Genomic DNA, 21,757 nt, shown 5'->3' on the forward strand with positions numbered 1-21,757 from the left:
AGATGTGGGTGAAGAACTGCGCCACCTTGGCGCGTCCGACCACCCACTCGCCGGCCACATCGGTGCGGCCGGCTGCCGACCAGCGGACGTACGCCTCCTGCAGCAGGTCATCCGCGTCGTGCCAGCTGCCCAGCAGGCGGTACGCGAGGCCGGCGAGCATGCCGCGGGCCGACTCGAATTCCGCCAGGATCAACCGGCCAGCGTGGCCGCGCCGGCGTGACATCAACTGTTGTGGCGGCACACTACTCGCTGCGTCAGGCGGGCTTGAGGACCTGGCGGGCCTTCGTGACGGCCGCCTCGGTGGCGGGATCGAGCTCGGTGCCTTCGCTGGCGAGGACACCGACGGACAGGATCACGTCCTCCACGCCGGTGACGGCGGCGGTGTACTCGAGGCCTCGTTTGGGCCCGCTCGTGCCGGTGAGGCGGAACGCGAACGGCTTGGTGCCGTACGCCGGGGCGGTGATCTTCTCGACCTTCATCGAGGTGTTGCCGGACCCTTCGGTCCTGAGCGTGATCTTGGTGCACGAGTCGACGGCGTCGGCGTAGGAGTCGCGGAGGTCGGCGACCTCGTCCGAGGTGCCCATCGAGTCGAGGCCGTAGTCGATGTACGGGCCCTCCTGACCGCCGGAGAAGGTGCGGCTCACGCTCGCCTTCGACCCCGGAGCCTCGGCGGCGTTGAGGTATTTGACCAGGGTCTTGCAGCGGCTGCTCGACGACGAGAACGGCTTCGAGCCGTCGTCCGCCTCGTCCTTCTCCAGGGAGAACCCGCTCGGCAGGTCGCTCAGCACGAGCAGGGCCTTGGTGAGCTCGGCTGCCGTGCGGGTCACCGTCACAGTGGAGGTCGACGCCGGCGCAGGCGTGCTGGGCGTCGAACTCGGCGTCGGCGTGGTTTGCGGAGTGCCGGCGTCCTTCTTGTCGTCATCCCCACCGCAGGCGGACAGGGACAGCGTGAGGGCGGTGGCGAGCGCGAGCGGGAACGACACGTACCTGGTCATGGGCATCCGAACTCTAGGCGGCGGCCAGCAGCGTATCTGACGCGTCAGCCGCGGAGGTCAGTACCTGTGTGAGCGGAGGTGGATGTTCTGCAGTAGGCCCACGGCGAGCAGGCAGGCGAACATCGACGATCCGCCGTACGACACGAACGGCAGCGGCAGGCCGGTGACCGGCATGATGCCGAGCGTCATCCCGATGTTCTCGAACGCCTGGAACGCGAACCAGCAGACGATCCCGGTCGCCACCAGCCGGCCGAACGCGTCCCGCGCGTTGATCGCGATCCGCAGGCCGCGGAACAGGATCACCGCGAACAGCACGATGATCGCGCCGGCGCCGATGAGCCCGAGCTCCTCCCCCGCGACGGTGAAGACGAAGTCGGTGTGCTGCTCGGGGACGAAGGCGTTCTGCGTCTGGCCGCCGTGGAACAGCCCCTGCCCGAAGACGCCGCCGTTGCCGATCGCGATCCGGGCCTGGTTCACGTTGTAGCCGATGCCCTGCGGATCCGACGACGGGTTCGCGAACGCGATGAAGCGGGAGATCTGGTACTGCTTCAGGATGTGCAGCTTGATCGCGATCGCCGCGACGAGGACGCCGGCGGTGAGCAGCGCGAGCATCCAGCGTTTCGGCACGCCGGACACCGCGATGATCCCGAACACGATCGAGCCGAGCACCATCACCGTGCCCAGGTCCGGCTGCAGCATCACCAGGATCACCGGTACCGCGGCGACCGCGACGGCCTGGGCGACGTCGACGGTCCGGGCGTTCTCGTTGCGGTCGGTCTCGCCCTTCTCCGCGATCAGCAGCGCCATCCCGACGATCACCGCCAGCTTGGCGAACTCGCTCGGCTGGATCGACATGAACGGGAGCTGGATCCACGACCGCGACCCGTTGATGGTCGAGCCGACACCCGGCACCAGCACCAGGATCAGCCCGACGATCGAGGCGGCGTACAGGACCGGGGCGAGGATGCGGACCCGGCGATGGTCGGTGACGGCGGCGCCGATCGCGAGGACCAGGCCGATCGCGAAGTTCAGCGAATGCCGGATCAGGAACGCGTACTGGTTGCCGTCGGTCAGCGAGGTCCGGTTGTGGGTGGCGGACCAGATCAGCATCGCGCCGATGAACGACAGCGCGACCACGCCGAGCACGAGGACCCAGTCCACGTGCCACACGGTCGACCGCCGGTCCATCCGCGGTCGCGTCCGGATCGGAGTCAGCAGCGCCATCGGCCGGCCCTCATTGCTTCGGCTTCTCTTGCCCGGGCGGCGGAGCCGGCTTGATGTTGTACAGCGTCTCGTAGATCTTCCGGACCGCGTCACCACCGGCGCCCGAACCGGTGCCGGCCTGGCTGATCATCATCACCACGGCGTACTGATCGGTGTACGACGCCAGCCACGACGTCGTCTGCTTGCCGTAGACCTCGGCCGTACCGGTCTTGGCGCGGACCGGGATCTTGTCCAGCGGGAAGCCCTGGAACTTCCACGCCGCCGTACCCGTCACGGTGGTCTGCTTCAGCGCGGTGTCGATGTACTTCAGGGTGTTCTTCGCGACCGGGAGCTTCGACTTCACCACCGGCTTGATCTCGTGCGGCTTGCCGTTGGCGCCGACCCAGGACTGGACGACCCGCGGCTCGAACAGGGTGCCGCCGTTCGACAGGGCGGAGTACACCGTCGCGAGCTGCAGCGGGGTGACGGTGGTGTCGCCCTGGCCGATCGCGAAGTTCACCGCGTCACCGGCACGGTACTTGTACCCGTCGACGCAGAACTCGCGGGCGAACTGCTTCAGGAACGCGGACGTCCCGGCCGGCGGGTTGGCCGACAGCTTGCAGTAGTAGTCCTTCATCGAGTCGTAGTACGTCTTCTTCCACTGGCGGTCGGCGATCCGGCCGCTCGACTCGCCGGGCAGGTCGACCCCGGTCGGCTTGCCGAGGCCGAACTTCTTCGCCATCTCGACCAGCGGGTCGTAGGTGCTGATGTCGCTGGAGTTGCCGCCCTCCTTCAGCCAGAGCGCGTACGCGACCCGGTAGAAGAAAGTGTCGCAGGACAGCGCCAGCGCCCGGTCGAAGCCGATCATCCCGTACGAGGCCGACTCGTAGTTCTTGAACCGGCGGTTGCCGACCTCGAAGTACGACGAGCAGTCGAGCCGCGTCTTCGTGCTGTACCCGGAGCTCAGCGCGGCCGAGGTGGTGATCGGCTTGAACGTCGAGCCGGGTGCCAGCTGGGCCTGCAGCGCGCGGGAGACCAGCGGCGTCCCCGACTTGGTCGAGTAGAGCGCGTCGAGCTCGCGCTGGCTGATGCCGCCGACCCACACGCCCGGGTCGTACGTCGGGTAGCTGGCCATCGCCACGACCCGGCCGGTCTTGGTGTCCATGACCACCGCGGCGCCGGAGTCGGCGACGTACTTCTTGTGGGTGACCGGATCGGTCTGCTTGCGCGCGGTCATGATCGCGTTCTTCAGGTTGGCCTCGACCGAGGCCTGGATCCGCGCGTCGATCGTGGTCACGAGTGTCGCGCCAGGGACCGGCGCGGTCTGCTTCTTGATGCCGGTGGTGTATCCGACCGCGTCGACGATCACGTCCTTCTCGCCCGGCGTGCCGCGCAACAGCTTGTCGTACGAACGCTCGACGCCGGCGCGGCCGACCAGGTCGGAGCGGTGCGGGACCGAGTCCTGCCCGGCCTTGTCCATGTCCGCGAGCTCGTCGGTGGTGATCGGCGACAGGTACCCGAGGATGTGGGCCGCGTTCACCTTGAACGGCTCGGGGTACGCGCGCAGCGTCTGCGAATCGGCGGCGATCCCGGGGAAGTCCTCGCGGCGCTCCATCACGTCGATCGCGACCTGCTCGCTGACGTCCTTCGCCACCGGGATCGGCTGGTACGGCGTGCCGTTCCAGCAGGCGGGTGGTTTGGACGCGCCCGGCTCACCGCAGAGCATGGTGCGGGCCTTGAGGTCCGCGGGCTTCTGGCCGAGCACCTTCGCCAGGCGGGCGAGGACGACGTTCTGCTGGCTGTCGGGGAGTTTGGCGAGCACCGAGCGGTCGACGGTGATCATCAGCGAGACCCGGTTGCCGACCAGGGTCCGTCCCTTGGAGTCGACGATCGTGCCGCGTGGGGCCGGGATCAGGACCTGGCGGATGTGCTGCTGCGTCGCCGCCTGCGTGTAGTCGGCGCTCGACATCACCTGCATGTACCACAGGCGGCCGAAAAGCGTGCACAGCAAGGAGAAAACCAGCACCCCGATCACGAACAACCGCAACCGCGCCTTCAGCGGCGCTTCGAATCCGTCCCAGCTCATGGCAATACTCGTCGCTCGCGAGCCGGCTGGACTCGGCCCATGATCCACATCACCAGCGGGATGACCACGATCGCGCCGACCACGTCGTACCCCGCGGCGATACCGAGGCGGACGCCGAACTCGCCCCAGTCGACCGACGGGTCGTGCAGCAGCGAGCCGGTCGCGCTGTAGATGAAGAACGAGACCGCCGTCCCGAGCACGACCGTGAGCGCGACACCGACCGGCCCGACCGGTCCGCTCGAGGTCTCGCGGCGGATCAGGCCGGCGATGTACCCCGCGATGGCCAGCGCCAGCGCCCAGCGGCCGGCTGTGTGGTCCGCCGGCGGCACGACGTCGAGCAGCAGACCGCCGACGAATCCGGCGATCGCACCCCACTCCGGCCCGCGGGACAGCGCCAGCGCGATCACGACGATCAGTGTGAGGTCACACGTCACCCCGGCGACCGCGATGTTGCTCAGCACGGAGGTCTGCACGGTGACGGCCACCATCAGGAAGAAGGCAGCCAAGCCGATGCGTAGTGCGATCACGTCTCAACTCCCCTTTCCTGGTAGGTGGCCTCGTGGTGGTCGGGCGGGTGGTCCGGTCACCACGCCGACGGTGTCGATCCGGGTCGGGTCGACGTACGGCTTGATGGTCGCGGTGGATCCGAGGGAGCCTTCGTTCGGCGTCACGGAGGTGACGACACCGATCGGGACACCCGGCACGTACGGCGCGTTGCCGCTCGAGCCCCAGGTGACGATCCGGTCGCCGACCTTGGGCCGCGCCTTCGGGTCGACGAGTTTGTAGTCGAGGGTGCCGGCCACGTCGCCGCGTCCGGAGACGAAACCGAGCGCCATCGACGTGTTCAGCCGGCCGCCGACGGTCGAGTTGCGGTCGCCGATCAGCAGCACGGTCGCGGTCCCCGTGGTGGTGCGCACCACCCGGCCGACCAGACCGGTCCCGTTCATCACTGTCATGTCGGTGCGCACGCCGTCCGCCGTCCCGGCGTCGATCGTGACCGTGTGGCTGAACGTCTGCGCGCCACCGATCCCGATCACCCGGGCCGGCGTCATCGTGTACGCCGGCGCGACCTTGAGCAGCTTGTCCAGCTCCTGCGCCCGGTTGCGGGCGTAGTCGGAGGTGTTCAGCTCCTGGGTCAGATTCTCGTTGTCCTGCTTGAGTTTCTCGTTCTCTGCTTTCAGCCTATCCATTTCCGCGAACCGGTCGCGGAGGTCGTCCACAGGCTGCCGGGCCGAGCTCGCGGTCGACTCCAGCGGGCCGAAGACGCCGGCCGCGGCCTCCCGCAGCGGCTCGACCGGCGAACCGGCCGAGCGGCGGGCGTCGAGCACGATCAACGTGAAACAGGCCAGGATCACCAGCACCAGCACGGTCCGGCGGCGGCGGATCTGGCGCGGCATGCCGGTCGCGCGGACCAGGCCCTTCGCCGGGGTACCGAGGTCTTTGAGCATCGGGTGGTACCTCAGCGCCGGTTGTCGGTGACCAGGATGCGGTTGAGGGTCTCGATGTTGTCGACGCACTTGCCGGCGCCGAGGACGACGGCGTCCAGCGGGTTGTCCGCAACGTGGATCGGGATGCCGGTCTCGTGCCGCAGCCGCTCGTCCATACCCTTCAGCAGCGCGCCGCCGCCGGTCAGCACGATGCCCCGGTCGACGATGTCGCCGGCCAGCTCGGGCGGGGTCTTGTCCAGGGTCGCCTTGACCGCGTCGACGATCGCGGTGATCGGCTCCTCGATCGCCTGGCGCATGTCGGCCGAGGACACCTTCACCGTCCGCGGCAGGCCCGACACCATGTCCCGGCCGCGGATCTCGCTGTCCGGGCCGTCGGTGGTCGGGAACGCCGACCCGATGGTCATCTTGATCTGCTCCGAGGTCGCCTCGCCGAGCAGCAGCGAGAACTCCTTCTTGCAGTAGTTCACGATCGCCTTGTCGATGGCGTCGCCGGCCACCCGGATCGACTGGCTGGTGACGATGCCGCCGAACGAGATGACCGCGACCTCGGTCGTGCCGCCGCCGATGTCGACGACCATGTTGCCGGTGGCGTCGCGGACCTCGAGGTTCGAGCCGAGCGCGGCGGCCATCGGCTCCTCGATGATGTAGACCTTGCGGGCGCCAGCCATGTACCCGGCGTCGCGGACCGCGCGCTGCTCGACCGCGGTGATCCCGGACGGGACGCAGACCACGATCCGCGGCTTGGCGAAGTACCGCCGCCGGTGCACGCGCTGGATGAAGTACCGCAGCATCTGCTCGGCGGCGTCGAAGTCGGCGATCACGCCGTCCTTGAGCGGCCGGATCGCGGTGATGTTCCCCGGCGTACGGCCGATCATCTTCTTCGCCTCGTGCCCGAACGCGACCGCTTCCTGCGGGTCGTCGGTCCGGGTCGCGACCACGGACGGCTCGTTCAGCACGACGCCCCGTCCGCGCACGTACACCAGGGTGTTCGCCGTCCCGAGGTCGACCGCCATGTCGCGGCCGAGCATGCTGTTCGCCACCGCGGCACCTCCCACTCGACCTCACCTCAGGCTAAGCGCCGCCCGCGCACAGCCCGTGGACCGACACGACCGGTCCGTCCGGCACGTATCGTATCCGCTTACTCACCAGCCGTCCGCAGTGCCCCGCGGAGGTCAAGGCCGCAAGGGGTTCTGGGGCGTCCGAGGCGCCGCGGCCTCCAGATCGTCGATGGAACCGGACATGACCGTGCGGACGTGCTCGCTGAGATGGTCGAGCGGCCAGTCCCACCAGGCGACGGCCAGGAGGCGCTCGATGTCCGCGTCGGAGTGCCGCCGGCGGATGAGCCGGGCCGGGTTTCCGCCGACGACGCCGTAGTCGGGAATGTCCCCGACCACGACGGAGCCGGACGCGACGATCGCTCCGTGGCCGATCCGGACGCCGGGCATGACCAGGGTCTGATACCCGAGCCAGACGTCGTGCCCGATCACGGTGTCGCCGCGGCCGGGCAGACCGGTGATCAGGTCGAAGTGCTCCGACCAGGACCCGCCCATGATCGGGAACGGGAACGTCGACGGGCCGTCCATACGGTGGTTGGCGCCGTTCATGACGAACCGGACGCCCTCCCCCAGCGCGCAGAACTTCCCGATGACCAGCTTCTCCGGGCCGTAGTGGTACAGCACGTTGCGGGTCTCGAAGGCGGTCGGGTCGTCCGGATCGTCGTAGTACGTGAACTCACCGACCTCGATCAGCGGTGAGGTGACCAACGGCTTGAGCAGCACCACCCGTGGCTGCCCGGGCATCGGATGGAGCGCTGTCGGATCAGGCAGCACAGGCAGCTCTCCTCAGGGCAGGTCGGGGAACCAGATCTTGATCTCGCGGCCGGCGGACTCTTCGGAGTCGGAGCCGTGGACGAGGTTCTCGCGGTTGGACAGCGACAGGTCGCCGCGGATGGTGCCCGGGGCGGCCTTGCGCCCGTCGGTGGCGCCGTTCAGGGCGCGGATGACCTCGATCGCCTCGTCGCCCTCGAGCACCATCGCGACCAGCGGGCCGCTGGTGACGAAGTCGCGCAGCGGCGGGTAGAAGGCCTTCTCGACGTGCTCGGCGTAGTGCTGGTCGGCCATCTCGCCGTCGATCGTGCGCAGGTCCATGGCGACGATCCGGAGCCCCTTGGCCTCGAACCGGCCCAGCACCTCACCGACCAGGCCGCGGCGGACCGTGTCGGGCTTCAGCAGGACCAGGGTGCGCTGCGACATCTGTCAACTCTCTCTAGAACTTGTCGGGGCGGCCGAGCCTAGCTGCTCGTGCGCCTTCTTGGCCTCCTCGATCCGGCGGCCGAGGACGATCGCGGCGACCCAGAAGCCGGCGAACGCGGCTCCGAGCACGAACATCACCGGGACGACGAAGCCGAGTCCGACCGCGCCGACCTGGACCACCGAGCCCAGCACGTACCCGGCCCGGAACCGGAGCAGGCCGGCCGAGATGATCGCGAGCACGGCCAGACCGAGGCAGACCGGTACGGCGACCGCGGGGCGGACGTCCGCGACCGAGATCATCACCGGTGTGACCAGCGCGAGCACGATCGACTCGAACCCGAGCACGATCGACGCGAGCGATCTCATTGCTCGGCCTTTGACTTGCGGACCAGCAGCGTGCGGGCTTCACCGGCGGTGATGACCGAGCCGGTGACCAGCACGCCGCCGCTGCCGAGGGCGACCGCGTTCTCCTCGGCCAGCCGGATCGCGTCGTCGATCGCGTCGATCAGGTGCGGGCGGACCAGCACCCGCTCCTCGCCGAACACCTCGGCCGCCAGCTCGCCCAGCTCCTCGGCCGGCATCGAACGCTCGCCGAAGCTGTTCCGGGTGCAGACGACCGTTTCCATGATCGGCTCGTACGCCTCGAGGACGCCGTACACGTCCTTGTCCTTCATACAGCCGAGGACGCCGATCAGCGGCTGGAACTGGAACGCCTCCGAGACCGTCGCCGCGGTCGCCTCGGCGCCGTGCGGGTTGTGCGCGGCGTCGACGACGATCGTCGGACTGGTGCGGACGACCTCCATCCGGCCGGGGCTGGTCACCTTCTCGAACCCGGCCCGCAGCAGCTCGGTGGTGACCCTGCCCTCGGTCTCCGGGCCGGCGCCGAGCAGTGCCTCGACCGCGGCGATGGCAGTAGCCGCGTTGTGCGCCTGGTACTCACCGTGGAGCGGGAGGTACAGCTCGTCGTACTCGCCGCCGAGGCCCTTGACCGAGATGACCTGGCCGCCGACCGCGAGCGTGCGGCTGACGACGCCGAACTCGATCCCTTCGCGGGCCACCTGCGAGCCGACCTCGGCGGCCCTGCGGAGCAGTACCTCGAAGACCTCGAGGCTCTGCTGCGACATCACCGTCGTACCGCCGGACTTGATGATGCCGGACTTCTCGCCGGCGATCGTGACCGGATCCGCGCCGAGCAGGTGCGCGTGGTCGACCGCGACCGGGGTGATCACCGAGACCGCGCCGTCGGCGACGTTGGTCGAGTCCCAGGACCCACCGAGGCCGACCTCGATCACCGCGACGTCGACCGGGGCATCCGCGAACACCGCGTACGCCATCGCGGTCATCACCTCGAAGAACGTCAGCGGGTGCTTCTGCTCGGCGTCGACCACGTCCAGGTACGGCGCGATCTCCTCGTACGCCTCGACGAAGCGCTCCTCGCTGATCGGCTCACCGTCCAGGGTGATCCGCTCCCGGATCGACTCCAGGTGCGGGCTGGTGAACCGGCCGGTCCGCAGTCCCGCCTCGCGCAGCAGGGTGTCGATCATCCGGGCCGTGGACGTCTTGCCGTTGGTCCCCGTCAGGTGCACCACCGGGTAGGCCTTCTGGGGGTCGCCGAGCAGCTCGGCGAGCCGCCGGATCCGGTCCAGGGTGGGCTCGATCTTGTGCTCCGGCCAACGCTGCTGGAGCCGTGCCGATACCTCGGCGTAGGAAAGGTCGCTCATCAGGAAGCCCAGTCTAGGAGGGGGTGTGGATAAACCGGTCGGAGCACCCCTTGACAACCACTACGATTGTGCGCATGAGCCAGACGTCCCGCGTTCCAGACAAGCCCACCCTCGATGGACTCGAGGAGAAGTGGGCTGCTGTATGGAAGGAGCAGCAGACCTACGCCTTCGACCGCACCGCAGAGCGTGCCGACGTGTATTCGATCGACACGCCCCCGCCGACGGTCTCCGGGTCGCTGCACGTCGGGCACATCTTCAGCTACACCCACACCGACCTGGTGGCCCGTTTCCAGCGGATGCGCGGGAAGAAGGTCTTCTACCCGATCGGCTGGGACGACAACGGTCTGCCGACCGAGCGACGGGTCCAGAACTACTACGGCGTCAAGTGCGATCCCTCGATGCCGTACGACCCGGACTTCACCCCGCCGGCCAAGCCGGACCCGAAGAAGCAGGTCCCGATCGCCCGGCAGAACTTCGTCGACCTGTGCGGTGAGCTCACCCACATCGACGAGCAGGCGTTCGAGTCGATGTGGCGGACGGTCGGCCTGAGCGTCGACTGGGACCACCTCTACACGACGATCTCCGAAGACTCCCGGCGTACGTCGCAGCGCGCCTTCCTGCGGAACTTCGCCCGTGGCGAGGCGTATCTGGCCGAGGCGCCGACGGTCTGGGACGTCACGTTCCAGACCGCGGTCGCGCAGGCCGAGATGGAGGCCCGGCCGTATCCGGGCGCCTATCACCGGATCGCCTACCACGGCGCCGACGGCCCGATCTACATCGAGACCACCCGGCCCGAGTTGATCCCGGCCTGTGTCGCGCTGATCGCCCACCCCGACGACGACCGGTACAAGCACTTGTTCGGCACGACCGTGAGGTCGCCGCTGTTCGGCGTCGAGGTCCCGGTCCTCGCGCACCCGGCCGCCGAGATGGACAAGGGCGCCGGTATCGCGATGTGCTGCACCTTCGGCGACCAGACCGACATCCAGTGGTGGCGCGAGCTGCAACTGCCGGTCCGGACCGTCATCGGCCGCGACGGCCGGTTCCTGCGCGAGACCCCGGCCTGGCTCGAGGACTCCGCGGACCTGTACGGCGAGCTGGCCGGCAAGACCGTCTTCAGCGCCCGCGAGCTGATCGTGGCGAAGCTCCGCGAGAGCGGCGAGCTGGACGGCGAGCCCAAGCCCACCGAGCGGATGGCGAACTTCTACGAGAACGGTGACAAGCCGCTCGAGATCGTCTCCACCCGGCAGTGGTACATCACCAACGGCGGCCGCGACGACGCGCTCAAGCAGGAGTTCATCGAGCGCGGCGAGGAGCTCGCGTGGGTCCCCGAGCACATGCGGCACCGCTACCTGAACTGGGTCGAGGGGCTGAACGGTGACTGGCTGATCTCCCGCCAGCGGTACTTCGGCGTCCCGTTCCCGGTCTGGTATCCGCTGGACGCCGACGGCGAGCCCGACTACGCGCACCCGTTGATGCCGGCCGAGGCCGAGCTGCCGATCGACCCGACCTCACAGGCACCGCGGGGCTACGACGAGTCCCAGCGCGGCAAGCCCGGTGGGTTCGAGGCCGACCCCGATGTGATGGACACCTGGGCGACATCGTCCCTGACCCCGCACATCGCCTGCGGCTGGGAGCGCGACGACGACCTGTTCCGGCGTACCTTCCCGATGGACCTGAACACGCACGCGCACGAGATCATCCGGACCTGGCTGTTCTCCCGCGTCGTCCGGGCGCACTTCGAGAACGGCACGCTGCCGTGGGCGCGGTCGATGATCTCCGGGTTCGTCGTCGACCCGGACCGGAAGAAGATGTCGAAGTCCAAGGGCAACGCGATCGTCCCGACCGAGATCCTGGACAAGTTCGGCGCGGACGCGGTCCGGTGGCGCGCGGCGATGGCTCGGCCGGGGATGGACTCCCCGTTCGACGAGTCGCAGATGAAGGTCGGGCGCCGGCTCGCGATCAAGGTTCTGAACGCGTCGAAGTTCGTCCTCGGGTTCGGGGCCACCACGGTCGACTCGGCCGCGGTCACGGAGCCGGTCGACCTGGCGATGCTGCAGCGGCTGCGGTCGGTCGTCGCGGACGCCACGGCGGCCTTCGAGCGGTACGACTACACCGGGGCGCTGGAGATCAGCGAGCGGTTCTTCTGGACGTTCTGCGACGACTACGTCGAGCTGGTCAAGGAGCGCGCGTACGGCGGCCAGGGTGACGCCGGTGCCGCGTCCGCGAAGGCGGCGCTGGCCGTTGCGTTGTCGGTCCAGCTGCGGCTGCTCGCGCCGTACCTGCCGTTCGCGACCGAAGAGGTCTGGTCGTGGTGGCAGGAGGGTTCGATCCACGTGACCAGCTGGCCGGAGCCGGATGCCGATCTCGCCGTCGCCGCGCAGGAGCCTGAGGTCCTGGACGCTGTTTCCGAGGTCCTCGCCGGGATCCGTGGGGCGAAGTCCGAGGCGCAGGTCTCGATGAAGACCGAGGTCAGCAAGGTCGAGGTCACCGGTCCGGCGGCGCGGCTCTCGCTGGCCGAGCGCGCCGAGCCGGATCTGCGGGCCGCGGGCCGGATCACCGGCGAGATCGTCTGGCACGCCGACGACTCGGACGCGGTGAAGGTCGTCGCGGCACTCTGAGCGCGTGTCCAGGTGCCCGTCTCCCACTCGGGAGGCGGGCACCTGCGCCTGTCGCCGAACGACTACCGTCCGAGACCGGTTTGTGCTGATGTGGAAGCATCAGATCCGAACCCCGCGACCGAACGTCCGAGGAGCCATCGCATGAGCGACCCCACCACCCCGGCGGATCCGAAGCCGACGGAGAAGGCCGTCACCACGGCCGACGCCGGCGCGGACACCGCCGAGCTGGCCGCCGTCCCGGCCGCGGACACGCCGGACGCCGAGAAAACAGGGGGCGACACGAAGGTTGACCCGGCGGTCAAGGAGCCCAGGAAGAAGTGGTGGCGCCGGATCCGGGTGCGGGGCCCGTGGGTCACGGTCGGGGCGGCTCTCATCGTGCTCATCGTGCTCGCGCTGCTCGGCTACATCTGGGGGCTCGGTCCGCTCAACCGGCTGAACACCGAGCGCGGGATCACCCCGCCCGCGAAGCTGGCCGGCCTCGACCGGATCACCGACAAGGACATCCGCGACCAGCTGCAGCTGGACCAGACGCGCGAGGCGCTGAGCCGGATCAACAACGGCAAGCAGGCGACGGTCGAGGCGTACGGGACCATCGACGGCAACCGGATGTTCGTGATCATCGCGCTGCGCGGCAAGGTCGACATCGACAAGACCGTCGCGGACTCCGGCGCCACCCCGGACAAGATCAAGAAGGTCGGCGCCGCCACGTGCGTCGAGTCCAGCGGCAACCTGCCGACCCAGTGCTACCGCGGCTCCAACACCCTGACCGTCATCGCACAGTCCGCCAACGAGGGCGTCAACGTCGACCAGGTCGAGCCGGTCGCCGAAGAGGCCTTCAAAGCCATGCGCTGACTGACGCTGACATGCGCTGACTCAGGCCAGCAGTCCTGCGATCAGGATCATCACCGGGATCGACAGCAATGTGCTGAGCAGGACCGCACTCCGCGCGAGCGTCCGGCTGCTCCGATAATGCACCGCGTACACATACACGTTCTGCGCCGTAGGTAGCGCGGCCAGCAACGTCGGCGCGAGCAGCGCCGTCCCGTGCAGATCGAGCACCCACCGCGCGATCGTGTACGCCGCCAGCGGCTGCACGAACGTCTTCAACACCACCGCGAGGACGACGTCGCGCCGCACCGTGATCGAATCCTTCGTCCCCGCACTCAGGCTCAATCCGTACGCCACCAGCGCGACCGGCACCGCCGCCGCGGCGACGAGGTCGATCGGCCGCATCACCAACTCCGGCAATCGCAGCCCTGACAGCGAAACCAGCAACCCGAGCAACGACGCGACCGTCAGCGGATTGCGGAACGGTCGCGTCACCATCGTCCGCACCGATACCCGCCGTCCGGTCCCCTGCCGGTCGCCGTCCAGTACGGCGAACGCGATCGGCGCCATCACCACCACCTGGAACAAGACGATTGGCGCGACCAACGCACCGTTCCCCAGCACGTACGCCGCGACCGGCACGCCGAGGTTGCCCGCGTTCACGTACGACGAGGCGAGCACGCCGATCGTCGCCTCGGACCGCGTCCGCCGCCAGATCGCCGCCGCGACGACCAGGAACACCACCTGGACCACGAACAGACTGAGCAGATTGGTGACCAGGACGACCGAGAAGATCGCCCGGAGGTCCGCCCGCGCGACCGTCGTGAACAGCAGGGCCGGCGTCGCGACGAAGAACGCCAGCCGGGACAGCACCAACTCGTCCTGCGAACGCAGTACTCCGAGGAGGCCGACGACGTACCCGAGCACGGCCACTGCGACCAACGCGCCGAAGGCACCGACGACGGCGGACATCTCAGGTACTCAGCGGGTTGGACACGCTTGAGATCGTAAAGGAAAACGCTGTCCTCCCGTCGCGCCGGTTCAGCGGCTGGACGATCAGGAAGGGCCGGCGCCGCTGCGGCAGCCGGTGACGATGCCGGCCATGGTGGCGCGGAAGTGTTCACGATCAGCCGGGCTCAGCTCCGCGATCAGCCCGTTCAGCGCTTCACCGACCTCGGCGTGGAAGGCCGTCGCGGCCCGGCGGCCGGCATCGGTGAGATTGACCTGCACGGCACGTCGATTGCCCGGGACCGGCGAGCGCTCCGCCAGCCCACGCTTCTCGGCCCGGTCCATCAGGCCGGTGAGCGCCGCCTTCTCCACGCCGAAGCAGGCCGCCAACTCGGCCATCCCACGCGGACCGCCGAGCAGCACGCACAGCAGTTTGGCCTGGACCGGCGTCAGCTCGTGGCGCTCGGAGACGCGAGCGTAGAGATTCTGCACCAGCGAGGTGAGCTGGAGCAGCCCCCCGGCCACGTCCAGTTGGCCGGCCGCCAGGTCGACGCCGGACAGCGGACCTGAGCGGACGGCCGCCGGGGCGATCTCGGTCTCACTCACAGCTCCACGGTACAGGCCATGTATAGTTAATGGCGCATACAGTCAATGCCATTAACTATCGAGGAGGATCGATGTCCTTCAGCGATGAGGAACGCGAGTACCTGCGGTCCCAGCCCGTCGCGCGGATCGCGACGGTCGGCGCCGACGGCCAGCCCGACGCCGTACCGGTCGGGTTCGAGTACGACGGCACGCACCTGTTCATCGGCGGCATCGACCCGGTGCGCACCCGGAAGTTCCGCAACGTACGGGCCGGCAACACCAAGGTCGCGGTGATCCTCGACGATCTCCCGTCGACCGATCCCTGGATTCCCCGGTACCTGCGCATCTACGGCGAAGCCGAGCTGGTGGAGCGCACCGGCCGCTTCGGCCCGGGCAGCTATCTGCGGATCACGCCGACCACCTCCTGGAGCTTCAACCTCGAGGGCAAGCCCTTCACCCATGACGACACGGTGACCACGACCCGCACGGAGCATGAGACCGTGACGGGATGAGCTTCGACAGCCGAGCCGGCACCCGTGGCGCTCGGCAGCCGAACGGCCGCGCGTGGCGCTGGCTGAACAGGTTCGTGGCCCCGGTGATCCGGCGCCGGGGCGGCAGGGTCATCGGCTTCGACATCCTGGTCCTGCACACGATCGGACGCAGGTCCGGCGAGGCGCGGATGACACCGGTCAGCTGGCTCCCGGCTGCTGACGGCAGCCTGCTGATCATTGCCTCCGCGGCCGGCGCTCCGGAGAACCCGGCGTGGTACTACAACCTGGCCGCACGTCCCGACCGGGTCCGGATCGAGGTCGGCAGCAAGACGATCGAGGTCCGCGCGGAGCAGCTGCACGGTGCGGAGCGGGCCGCGGAGTGGGAGCGCATCGTCACGACCGCGCCGCGGTTCGCGGAGTACCAGGTGAAGACCGATCGTGAGTTGCCGGTCATCAGGTTGACGCCGCGGCACTGAAAGGTCATCCGTCAGATGCTGACGAGTTGGGTTCTGGGGTAGAAAGATTCCACCGTGTCCACGGACGATGGTCGGTATGACTACTTCCGCTCGAGTGTTCACAGTCGCAGTCGCGGTGGCCGGGATCCTGGCGTCCGGGATCCCGACCGCCGGCGCGGCTCCGGTAAGCACGAGAACTGCTGTCATCGGTGGACTGCCGATCGGGGACGCCGACCTGGCCGAGACGCGGACCGACCGCGCGCTGGCGCGTGGCGTCACGCTGACGACCATCGTCCGCGGCACCGAACCCGCCCCGCCCGACCAGATCAACACGACGCCCCGCGGCCCGTGGGTCGTCAACGTGCTGACGATCGACCCGAGGAAGGCCAAGGGCCATCTGAAGACCACGTACGGCGCCGACCTGGCCGGCGTGGAGAAGACCTCGGACCTGGTGAAGTCGTCCGGCGCGCTGGCCGGCGTGAACGCGTCGTTCTTCACCTTCACCGCGAACCCGCAGTACCCGGGCGACCCGGTCGGGCTCGGCATCTCCGACGGCAAGCTGCTCAGCGAGCCGCTCACCGACCCGACCGAGGCCAACCTGCTGATCGATGCCAAGAGCAACAAGGTCGTGACCGGCCACCTGCGCTGGACCGGCACCGTTCGCAACCGCTCGACCGGCGGCCAGCTGCCGCTCGAGTTCGTCAACCACCCGCCGGTTGTGCCGACGGCCTGCGCCACGCTGCCCGACCAGACCACCTGCACCGTGCCGGGTGACGTCGTTCGGTTCACACCCGAGTTCGCCGCCATGACCCCCGCGGGCGCGGGCGTCGAGGTCGTGCTCGACCGCCGCGGCTGCGTCGTCCGTACGTCGAGCACCCGCGGTACTGCGCTCACCGCGAGCCAGACATCGTTGCAGGCCACCGGCCAGGACACCGTTGCGCTGCTGAAGGTCGCCGGCAAGGGCTGCGTGCGTACGGATGTGGCTGTGCAGGACGAGAGCGGCCACAAGGTTCCACTGCACAGCGGCCTGTATGGCGCGACCGGGCGGTACCAGCTGACGAAGAACGGCGAGATCGTCGTACCGGGCGGCACCGGCAGCTTCTTCGACCGCAACCCGCGCACGATCGCCGGTACCACGCGGGACGGCAAGATCGTCCTGGCCACGATCGACGGCCGGCAGACGACCAGCGTCGGCACCACGATGGCGGAGACGGCTGCCGTGGCAAAGGCACTCGGCCTGCGTGACTCGATCAACCTGGACGGCGGCGGCTCGACCGCGATGGCGCTCCAGGACGGTACCGTCGTCAACCACCCGAGCAACACCGGCGGCGCCGAGCGCCTCGTCGGCGACGCCGTGATCTTCGTCCCGGGTAAGTAGGCCGATACCGTACTGGCGTGCGTCTGCTTCTGTTGACGACCGCCGTCCTGCTGACAGCCGGGTGCGGTGGTGGCGACCCGAAAGAGCCGGCCACCACCGCCCCGACAGCATCACTGCGACCAGTACTGCGTTCCGCGACGCCAGCACGATCCCACGCCAGTACACGTGCGACGGCGCAGGCACCTCCCCGCCGCTGAGCTGGACCGGCGTACCTGCCGGCACCACGTCGCTGGCAGTCGTCGTCGACGACCCCGACGCGCCCAACGGAACGTTCACCCACTGGGTGCTCCTCGACCTCACCCCGCAGACGACGTCGATCGCAGAGGGCACCCCGCCGCTGTACAGCCATTGACGTCAATGTGACTCAGGTCACAGTAGGCGAGTCATTGACGTTCTGACTACGTAGACACATTCTGACTACGCAGTCAGAACACACCCGTGAGAGGCTCATGACCATGACGAAACCGGAGGGCGGCGACGGCTCGGCGCGGCGTCGTCCGGGGAGCACGGACGTGGCCCGGTTGGCGGGTGTATCGCAGAAGACCGTTTCCCGGGTTCTCAACGACGAGCCGTACGTCAAGGAAGAGGTCCGGCTCCGGGTCCAGGCAGCGATGCGCGAGCTCGGCTACCGTCGCAACGACGCCGCCCGTGCGCTCAACTCCGGCCGGACCAAGCGGATCGGCGTGGTCTGCCTCGGTACGGCGCTGTTCGGCCCGTCGACACAGCTGGTGGCGATCGAACGGGCCCTCCGGACCACCGGCTACTCCGTGAGCATCGTCAACACCCTCGAAGGCGACACCATCGCCAGCGCGGTAGAGCACCTGCTCGAGCAGGGTGTCGACGGCATCATCCTGTCCGAACCGATCGACGGGGGCGACCAGTCGATCGACGTCGACCTCCCGGTGCTCAGTTTCGGCAGATTCCCGGGGCTGCGCGCGAAGCCGGGCCTGGACACCGGCGGCGACAACGTCGGCGCCGGCCGGAGCGCGACCGAGCACCTGCTGGAGCTGGGACACCGAACGGTGTGGCACGTCGCCGGTCCGCAACGCTGGTGGGCCGCCCGGGACCGGCTCGAGGGATGGCGCCAAGCGCTGGCCGCCGCCGGCGCGCCCGAACCGCCTGTGCTGCAAGGCGACTGGCTCCCTGCCTCGGGGTACGAAGCCGGACGGGAGCTGGCCGCGAACCCCGATGTCACCGCGATCTTCATTGCCAACGACGACATGGCCGTCGGTGTGCTGCGCGCGCTCACCGAAGCCGGCCGGCGGGTCCCGGAGGACGTCAGCATCGTCGGCTTCGACGACATCCCCGCAGCCCGGTTTCTCACCCCGCCACTCACCACCGTCCCGCAGGACTTCGACCTGCACGTCGAGCGCGGAATAGCGCGTCTCGTCACCGAGATCGAGTCGCCCACCGGCGACCGGTCCCCCACGCCGGAGCCACCGCCGCTCCGGCTGGTCGTCCGCCGGTCCACGACTTCCGCCTGACCTCAGTTCATCCATCGGGAACCCGGCCGCGCCGGGTGCCCAGGCACCGCCTTGCCACGACTCGAGGAGTTGTTCGCAGTGTTCATCAACCGTATTCGCCGACGCACAGCCGCCGGCGCCGCACTCGTCCTGGCCGCTGCGCTGGCGCTCGCAGCCTGTGGCGGCGGGGGTGGGTCGTCCTCGTCCGGCGCCGGTCAGGCGCAGTCGGTCAGTCAGGCCGACATCGACAAGGCGATGTCCACGCCGACCCAGCTCACCTTCTGGACCTGGGTGCCGAACATCCAGAAGGAAGTCGACCTGTTCCAGAAGAAGTACCCGGCGATCAAGGTGAAGGTGGTGAACGCCGGGCAGGGCACCCCGCAGTACACCAAGCTCCGCACCGCGCTGAAGGCCGGCACCGGGTTCCCGGACGCGGTCCAGATCGAGTTCCAGTACATCCCGACGTTCTCGCTCACCAAGAGCCTGATGGACCTGCGGCCGTACGGCGCCGAGGCGCTGAAGGACCAGTTCGTGCCGTGGACGTGGCAACAGGTGGTCGGCTCGAGCGGCCAGGTGTGGGCGATCCCGCAGGACAGCGGCCCGATGGGGATGCTGTACCGCAAGGACATCTTCGACAAGTACGGCATCGCCGTGCCGAAGACGTGGGACGAGTTCGCGGCCGCGGCCCGCAAGCTGCATGCGGCCGACCCGAACGTGTCGATGACGAACCTGGCGCAGAACCAGGCCGGGGTCTGGTTCGGCATGCTCTGGCAGGCGGGCGTCAAACCGTTCGAGACGCCGGCCGGCGATTCGGTCAAGATCGATCTGAACGGCGCGGACTCCAAGAAGCTCGGCGACTACTGGAGCGGCCTGATCAAGGACGGCTCGGTCTCGACCGATGCCGACTTCAACGACCAGTGGTACCAGGCGCTCAACCGCGGCAAGTACGCCACCTGGCTCACTGCCGCGTGGGGTCCGGTCTTCCTGGAAGGCAGCGCGAAGGCGACCAGCGGCAAATGGCGCGCGGCGCCGCTCCCCCAGTGGGACGCCGGCGCGAACGTCTCGGGCAACTGGGGCGGCTCGACCACCGCGGTCGTGCAGGGGACCAAGAACCCGATCGCGGCGGCGAAGCTGGCCGAGTTCATCAACACCGACCCCGAGTCGGCGAAGCTGTTCGCGACCCAGCAGTTCCTCTTCCCGGTCACGAAGGCGCTGCTGGCCGACTCGTCCTTCGTCGACCGGCCGTTGCCCTTCTACGGCGGCCAGCCGGTGAACAAGCTGTTCGCCGGCATCAGCGGCACCGTGGACACGAAGTTCCAGTGGCCGCCGTTCCTCGACCAGGCGTACAGCGACTGGGGCGAGACCGTCGGGAAGTCGTTCGCGAACAAGAGCGACACCAGCGCGGCGCTCGACCAGTGGCAGGAACGCCAGACGACGTACGCCAAGAACCAGGGCTTCAAGGTCGGCCAATGACTGTCAACGCATCCGAGCAGCGGTTCGGGGCAGCGCGAGCACCGAGCCGCAGTGAGGTCCGCCGCCGGCGGCGTGGGGTGAGCCACGCCACGACGGGCTACCTGTTCGTCGCGCCGTTCATGCTGGTGTTCCTGGCGATGCTCGTGCTGCCACTGGCCTATGCGGCGTACCTGAGCCTGTTCCAGGAGCGCCTGATCGGCGGCACCGCCTTCGCCGGGTTCGCCAACTACACCCGGGCGCTGACCGATCCGCGGCTGCTGTCCGGTGTCGGACGGGTCGGCCTGTTCTTCCTGATCCAGGTGCCGGTCATGCTGGTGATCGCGCTGCTGGCCGCGCTGGCGATCGACAGCGGTCTGTTGCGGTTGGCAAAGCTGTTCCGGATCGGCATCTTCCTGCCGTACGCCGTGCCGAGCGTGGTCGCCGCGCTGATGTGGGGCTACCTGTACGGGCGTGATTTCGGGCCCTTCTCACAGCTCGCGGGGCATCTCGGCCTGCCCGCACCGGCGTTCCTCAGCAGCCATTGGATGCTCGGGTCGCTGGCGAACATCGTCACCTGGGAGTTCACCGGCTACAACATGATCATCCTGTACGCCGCCCTGCGCGCGGTGCCGCACGATCTCTACGAAGCCGCGGCGGTGGACGGGGCCGGCGCGATCCGGACCGCGTGGAGCATCAAGATCCCGGCGCTCCGGCCGGCGTTGCTGGTCTGCCTGATCTTCTCCGTGATCGGGAGCTTCCAGCTGTTCAACGAACCGAAACTGACGCAGACGCTGGCGCCGAGCGTCATCGACAGCGCGTACACGCCGAACCTCTACGCCTACACGCTCGCGTTCACCGGACAGGAGGTGAACTACGCCGCCGCGGTCTCGTTCCTGCTCGGTGTGGTCATCGTCGTCGCGTCGTACGCCGTTCTCCTCATCAGCACCAGAAGGGCCAAGTCATGAGAGGCCGACGCAGCACCGTTCTGAGCATCGGCATGATCGCGCTGCTGATCTACTTCCTGCTGCCGTTGTTCTGGCTGTTCGTGGCGTCGACCAAGACGGTCGGTGACCTCTTCTCGAGCTTCGGCCTGTGGTTCTCCGGCGACTTCTCGCTGTGGTCCAACATCCGCGAGACCGTGTCGAACGGCGGCTGGGTGTTCGCCCGCTGGATGGGGAACACCGTCTTCTACGCCGTGGTCAGTGCGGGTGGCGCCGCGTTCCTGTGCGCCCTCGGCGGGTACGGCTTCGCGAAGTACCGGTTCCGCTGGAACTCGCCGATGTTCGGCGCGGTGCTCGGCGCGATCATGGTGCCGACCACGGCGCTCGCGATTCCGACGTACCTGCTGTTCAGCAAGGCCGGGCTGGTGAACACGCCGTGGGCGATCATCCTGCCGTCGCTGGTCAGCCCGTTCGGCCTGTACCTGATGCGGATCTACGCGCAGGACGCGGTTCCGGACGGGATCATCGAGGCCGCCCGGATCGACGGCGCGGGCGAGTTCCGGATCTTCTTCCAGGTGGCGCTGCGGATGCTTGCCCCGGGCATCGTCACCGTGGTGCTGTTCACGCTGGTCGCGACCTGGAACAACTACTTCCTGCCGCTGATCATGCTGAACAACCCCGATCTGTACCCGATCACCCTCGGGCTGGCGCAGTGGTCGTCGCAGGCCAGTGCCGGCGGCGGCACCACCGGCGCCGTCCTGTCCTTGGTCATCACCGGTTCGTTCCTGTCGGTCCTCCCGCTGATCGCGGCGTTCCTGTTGCTGCAGCGGTACTGGCAGTCCGGCTTGGCCGCCGGCGGCGTCAAGGCCTGATCTGACCAGTCCGGCCCCCCG

The 21,757-nt window shown here is 68.6% G+C and carries 22 protein-coding genes and 1 pseudogene; 10 read left to right on the forward strand and 13 right to left on the reverse strand.

The window, feature by feature from the left end; genetic code table 11:
* Positions 1-115 precede the first annotated feature (115 nt).
* From ACIA58_RS16980 to ACIA58_RS17030, 11 genes and pseudogenes are all read right to left on the reverse strand, one after another.
* Positions 116-223, reverse strand: a pseudogene (locus tag ACIA58_RS16980) (hypothetical protein); the annotation flags it as partial.
* 31 nt (positions 224-254) lie between these two features.
* Positions 255-995, reverse strand: a complete 741-nt coding sequence (locus tag ACIA58_RS16985; RefSeq protein ID WP_396404587.1) for a hypothetical protein — start codon at positions 993-995, stop codon at positions 255-257.
* A 57-nt stretch (positions 996-1,052) separates the two neighbouring features.
* A complete protein-coding gene (gene rodA, locus ACIA58_RS16990; RefSeq protein WP_396404588.1) occupies positions 1,053-2,219 on the reverse strand; it encodes a rod shape-determining protein RodA in 1,167 nt (388 codons plus the stop codon).
* Positions 2,220-2,229: 10 nt separating this feature from the next.
* Positions 2,230-4,284 (reverse strand): penicillin-binding protein 2, encoded by a 2,055-nt coding sequence (gene mrdA, locus ACIA58_RS16995; RefSeq protein WP_396404589.1) that lies wholly within the window; start codon positions 4,282-4,284, stop codon positions 2,230-2,232.
* Positions 4,281-4,811: a rod shape-determining protein MreD gene (mreD, locus tag ACIA58_RS17000; RefSeq protein ID WP_396404590.1), complete on the reverse strand. Its 531-nt coding sequence runs from the start codon at positions 4,809-4,811 to the stop codon at positions 4,281-4,283. Before mreD ends, mrdA begins: the two co-directional genes overlap by 4 nt.
* A gap of 3 nt (positions 4,812-4,814) precedes the next feature.
* Positions 4,815-5,732 carry a rod shape-determining protein MreC gene (gene mreC / locus ACIA58_RS17005; protein WP_396404591.1) on the reverse strand — a complete coding sequence of 306 codons (918 nt, stop codon included), beginning with the start codon at positions 5,730-5,732 and terminating at the stop codon, positions 4,815-4,817.
* A gap of 11 nt (positions 5,733-5,743) precedes the next feature.
* Positions 5,744-6,760, reverse strand: a complete 1,017-nt coding sequence (locus tag ACIA58_RS17010) for a rod shape-determining protein (protein ID WP_396404990.1) — start codon at positions 6,758-6,760, stop codon at positions 5,744-5,746.
* A gap of 144 nt (positions 6,761-6,904) precedes the next feature.
* Positions 6,905-7,531: a CatB-related O-acetyltransferase gene (locus ACIA58_RS17015; protein ID WP_396404991.1), complete on the reverse strand. Its 627-nt coding sequence runs from the start codon at positions 7,529-7,531 to the stop codon at positions 6,905-6,907.
* A 42-nt stretch (positions 7,532-7,573) separates the two neighbouring features.
* Positions 7,574-7,984: a nucleoside-diphosphate kinase gene (gene ndk, locus ACIA58_RS17020; RefSeq protein ID WP_396404592.1), complete on the reverse strand. Its 411-nt coding sequence runs from the start codon at positions 7,982-7,984 to the stop codon at positions 7,574-7,576.
* Between the two features lie 3 nt (positions 7,985-7,987).
* The gene (locus ACIA58_RS17025) at positions 7,988-8,350 is read right to left on the reverse strand and encodes a DUF4233 domain-containing protein (RefSeq protein WP_396404593.1); all 363 of its coding nucleotides are present in this window, start codon (positions 8,348-8,350) and stop codon (positions 7,988-7,990) included.
* Positions 8,347-9,705 carry a bifunctional folylpolyglutamate synthase/dihydrofolate synthase gene (locus ACIA58_RS17030; protein WP_396404594.1) on the reverse strand — a complete coding sequence of 453 codons (1,359 nt, stop codon included), beginning with the start codon at positions 9,703-9,705 and terminating at the stop codon, positions 8,347-8,349. The genes ACIA58_RS17025 and ACIA58_RS17030 overlap by 4 nt, the downstream gene beginning before the upstream one ends.
* A 74-nt stretch (positions 9,706-9,779) precedes the next feature.
* Between ACIA58_RS17030 and valS the strand changes: the two genes are divergently transcribed.
* Both valS and ACIA58_RS17040 read left to right on the forward strand, forming a co-directional pair.
* Positions 9,780-12,323: a valine--tRNA ligase gene (valS, locus tag ACIA58_RS17035; protein ID WP_396404595.1), complete on the forward strand. Its 2,544-nt coding sequence runs from the start codon at positions 9,780-9,782 to the stop codon at positions 12,321-12,323.
* Between the two features lie 141 nt (positions 12,324-12,464).
* A complete protein-coding gene (locus ACIA58_RS17040; protein ID WP_396404596.1) occupies positions 12,465-13,175 on the forward strand; it encodes a hypothetical protein in 711 nt (236 codons plus the stop codon).
* A gap of 21 nt (positions 13,176-13,196) precedes the next feature.
* On the opposite strand, the gene ACIA58_RS17045 is transcribed toward ACIA58_RS17040, so the two are convergent.
* The gene (locus ACIA58_RS17045; protein WP_396404597.1) at positions 13,197-14,123 is read right to left on the reverse strand and encodes an AEC family transporter; all 927 of its coding nucleotides are present in this window, start codon (positions 14,121-14,123) and stop codon (positions 13,197-13,199) included.
* An 84-nt stretch (positions 14,124-14,207) separates the two neighbouring features.
* Positions 14,208-14,705, reverse strand: coding sequence for a MarR family winged helix-turn-helix transcriptional regulator (locus tag ACIA58_RS17050; RefSeq protein ID WP_396404598.1), 498 nt, complete (start codon positions 14,703-14,705; stop codon positions 14,208-14,210).
* A gap of 71 nt (positions 14,706-14,776) precedes the next feature.
* Here ACIA58_RS17050 and ACIA58_RS17055 point away from each other — a divergent pair, with 71 nt between their 5' ends.
* From ACIA58_RS17055 to ACIA58_RS17090, 8 genes are all read left to right on the forward strand, one after another.
* Complete coding sequence (locus ACIA58_RS17055; protein ID WP_396404599.1) at positions 14,777-15,196, forward strand: PPOX class F420-dependent oxidoreductase; 420 nt, start codon at positions 14,777-14,779, stop codon at positions 15,194-15,196.
* Positions 15,193-15,651, forward strand: a complete 459-nt coding sequence (locus tag ACIA58_RS17060) for a nitroreductase/quinone reductase family protein (protein WP_396404600.1) — start codon at positions 15,193-15,195, stop codon at positions 15,649-15,651. The genes ACIA58_RS17055 and ACIA58_RS17060 overlap by 4 nt, the downstream gene beginning before the upstream one ends.
* Positions 15,652-15,727: 76 nt before the next feature.
* Positions 15,728-17,008, forward strand: a complete 1,281-nt coding sequence (locus tag ACIA58_RS17065) for a phosphodiester glycosidase family protein (protein WP_396404601.1) — start codon at positions 15,728-15,730, stop codon at positions 17,006-17,008.
* 61 nt (positions 17,009-17,069) lie between these two features.
* A complete protein-coding gene (locus tag ACIA58_RS17070) occupies positions 17,070-17,360 on the forward strand; it encodes a YbhB/YbcL family Raf kinase inhibitor-like protein (RefSeq protein ID WP_396404602.1) in 291 nt (96 codons plus the stop codon).
* 103 nt (positions 17,361-17,463) lie between these two features.
* Positions 17,464-18,492: a LacI family DNA-binding transcriptional regulator gene (locus tag ACIA58_RS17075; RefSeq protein WP_396404603.1), complete on the forward strand. Its 1,029-nt coding sequence runs from the start codon at positions 17,464-17,466 to the stop codon at positions 18,490-18,492.
* A gap of 78 nt (positions 18,493-18,570) precedes the next feature.
* Positions 18,571-19,944: an extracellular solute-binding protein gene (locus ACIA58_RS17080; RefSeq protein WP_396404604.1), complete on the forward strand. Its 1,374-nt coding sequence runs from the start codon at positions 18,571-18,573 to the stop codon at positions 19,942-19,944.
* The gene (locus ACIA58_RS17085; RefSeq protein WP_396404605.1) at positions 19,941-20,888 is read left to right on the forward strand and encodes a carbohydrate ABC transporter permease; all 948 of its coding nucleotides are present in this window, start codon (positions 19,941-19,943) and stop codon (positions 20,886-20,888) included. Before ACIA58_RS17080 ends, ACIA58_RS17085 begins: the two co-directional genes overlap by 4 nt.
* Positions 20,885-21,736: a carbohydrate ABC transporter permease gene (locus ACIA58_RS17090; RefSeq protein ID WP_396404606.1), complete on the forward strand. Its 852-nt coding sequence runs from the start codon at positions 20,885-20,887 to the stop codon at positions 21,734-21,736. The genes ACIA58_RS17085 and ACIA58_RS17090 overlap by 4 nt, the downstream gene beginning before the upstream one ends.
* The last annotated feature ends 21 nt before the right edge of the window (positions 21,737-21,757 follow it).

Origin of the sequence: Kribbella sp. NPDC051586 (assembly GCF_044453965.1) — a bacterium.
Classification (GTDB): domain Bacteria; phylum Actinomycetota; class Actinomycetes; order Propionibacteriales; family Kribbellaceae; genus Kribbella.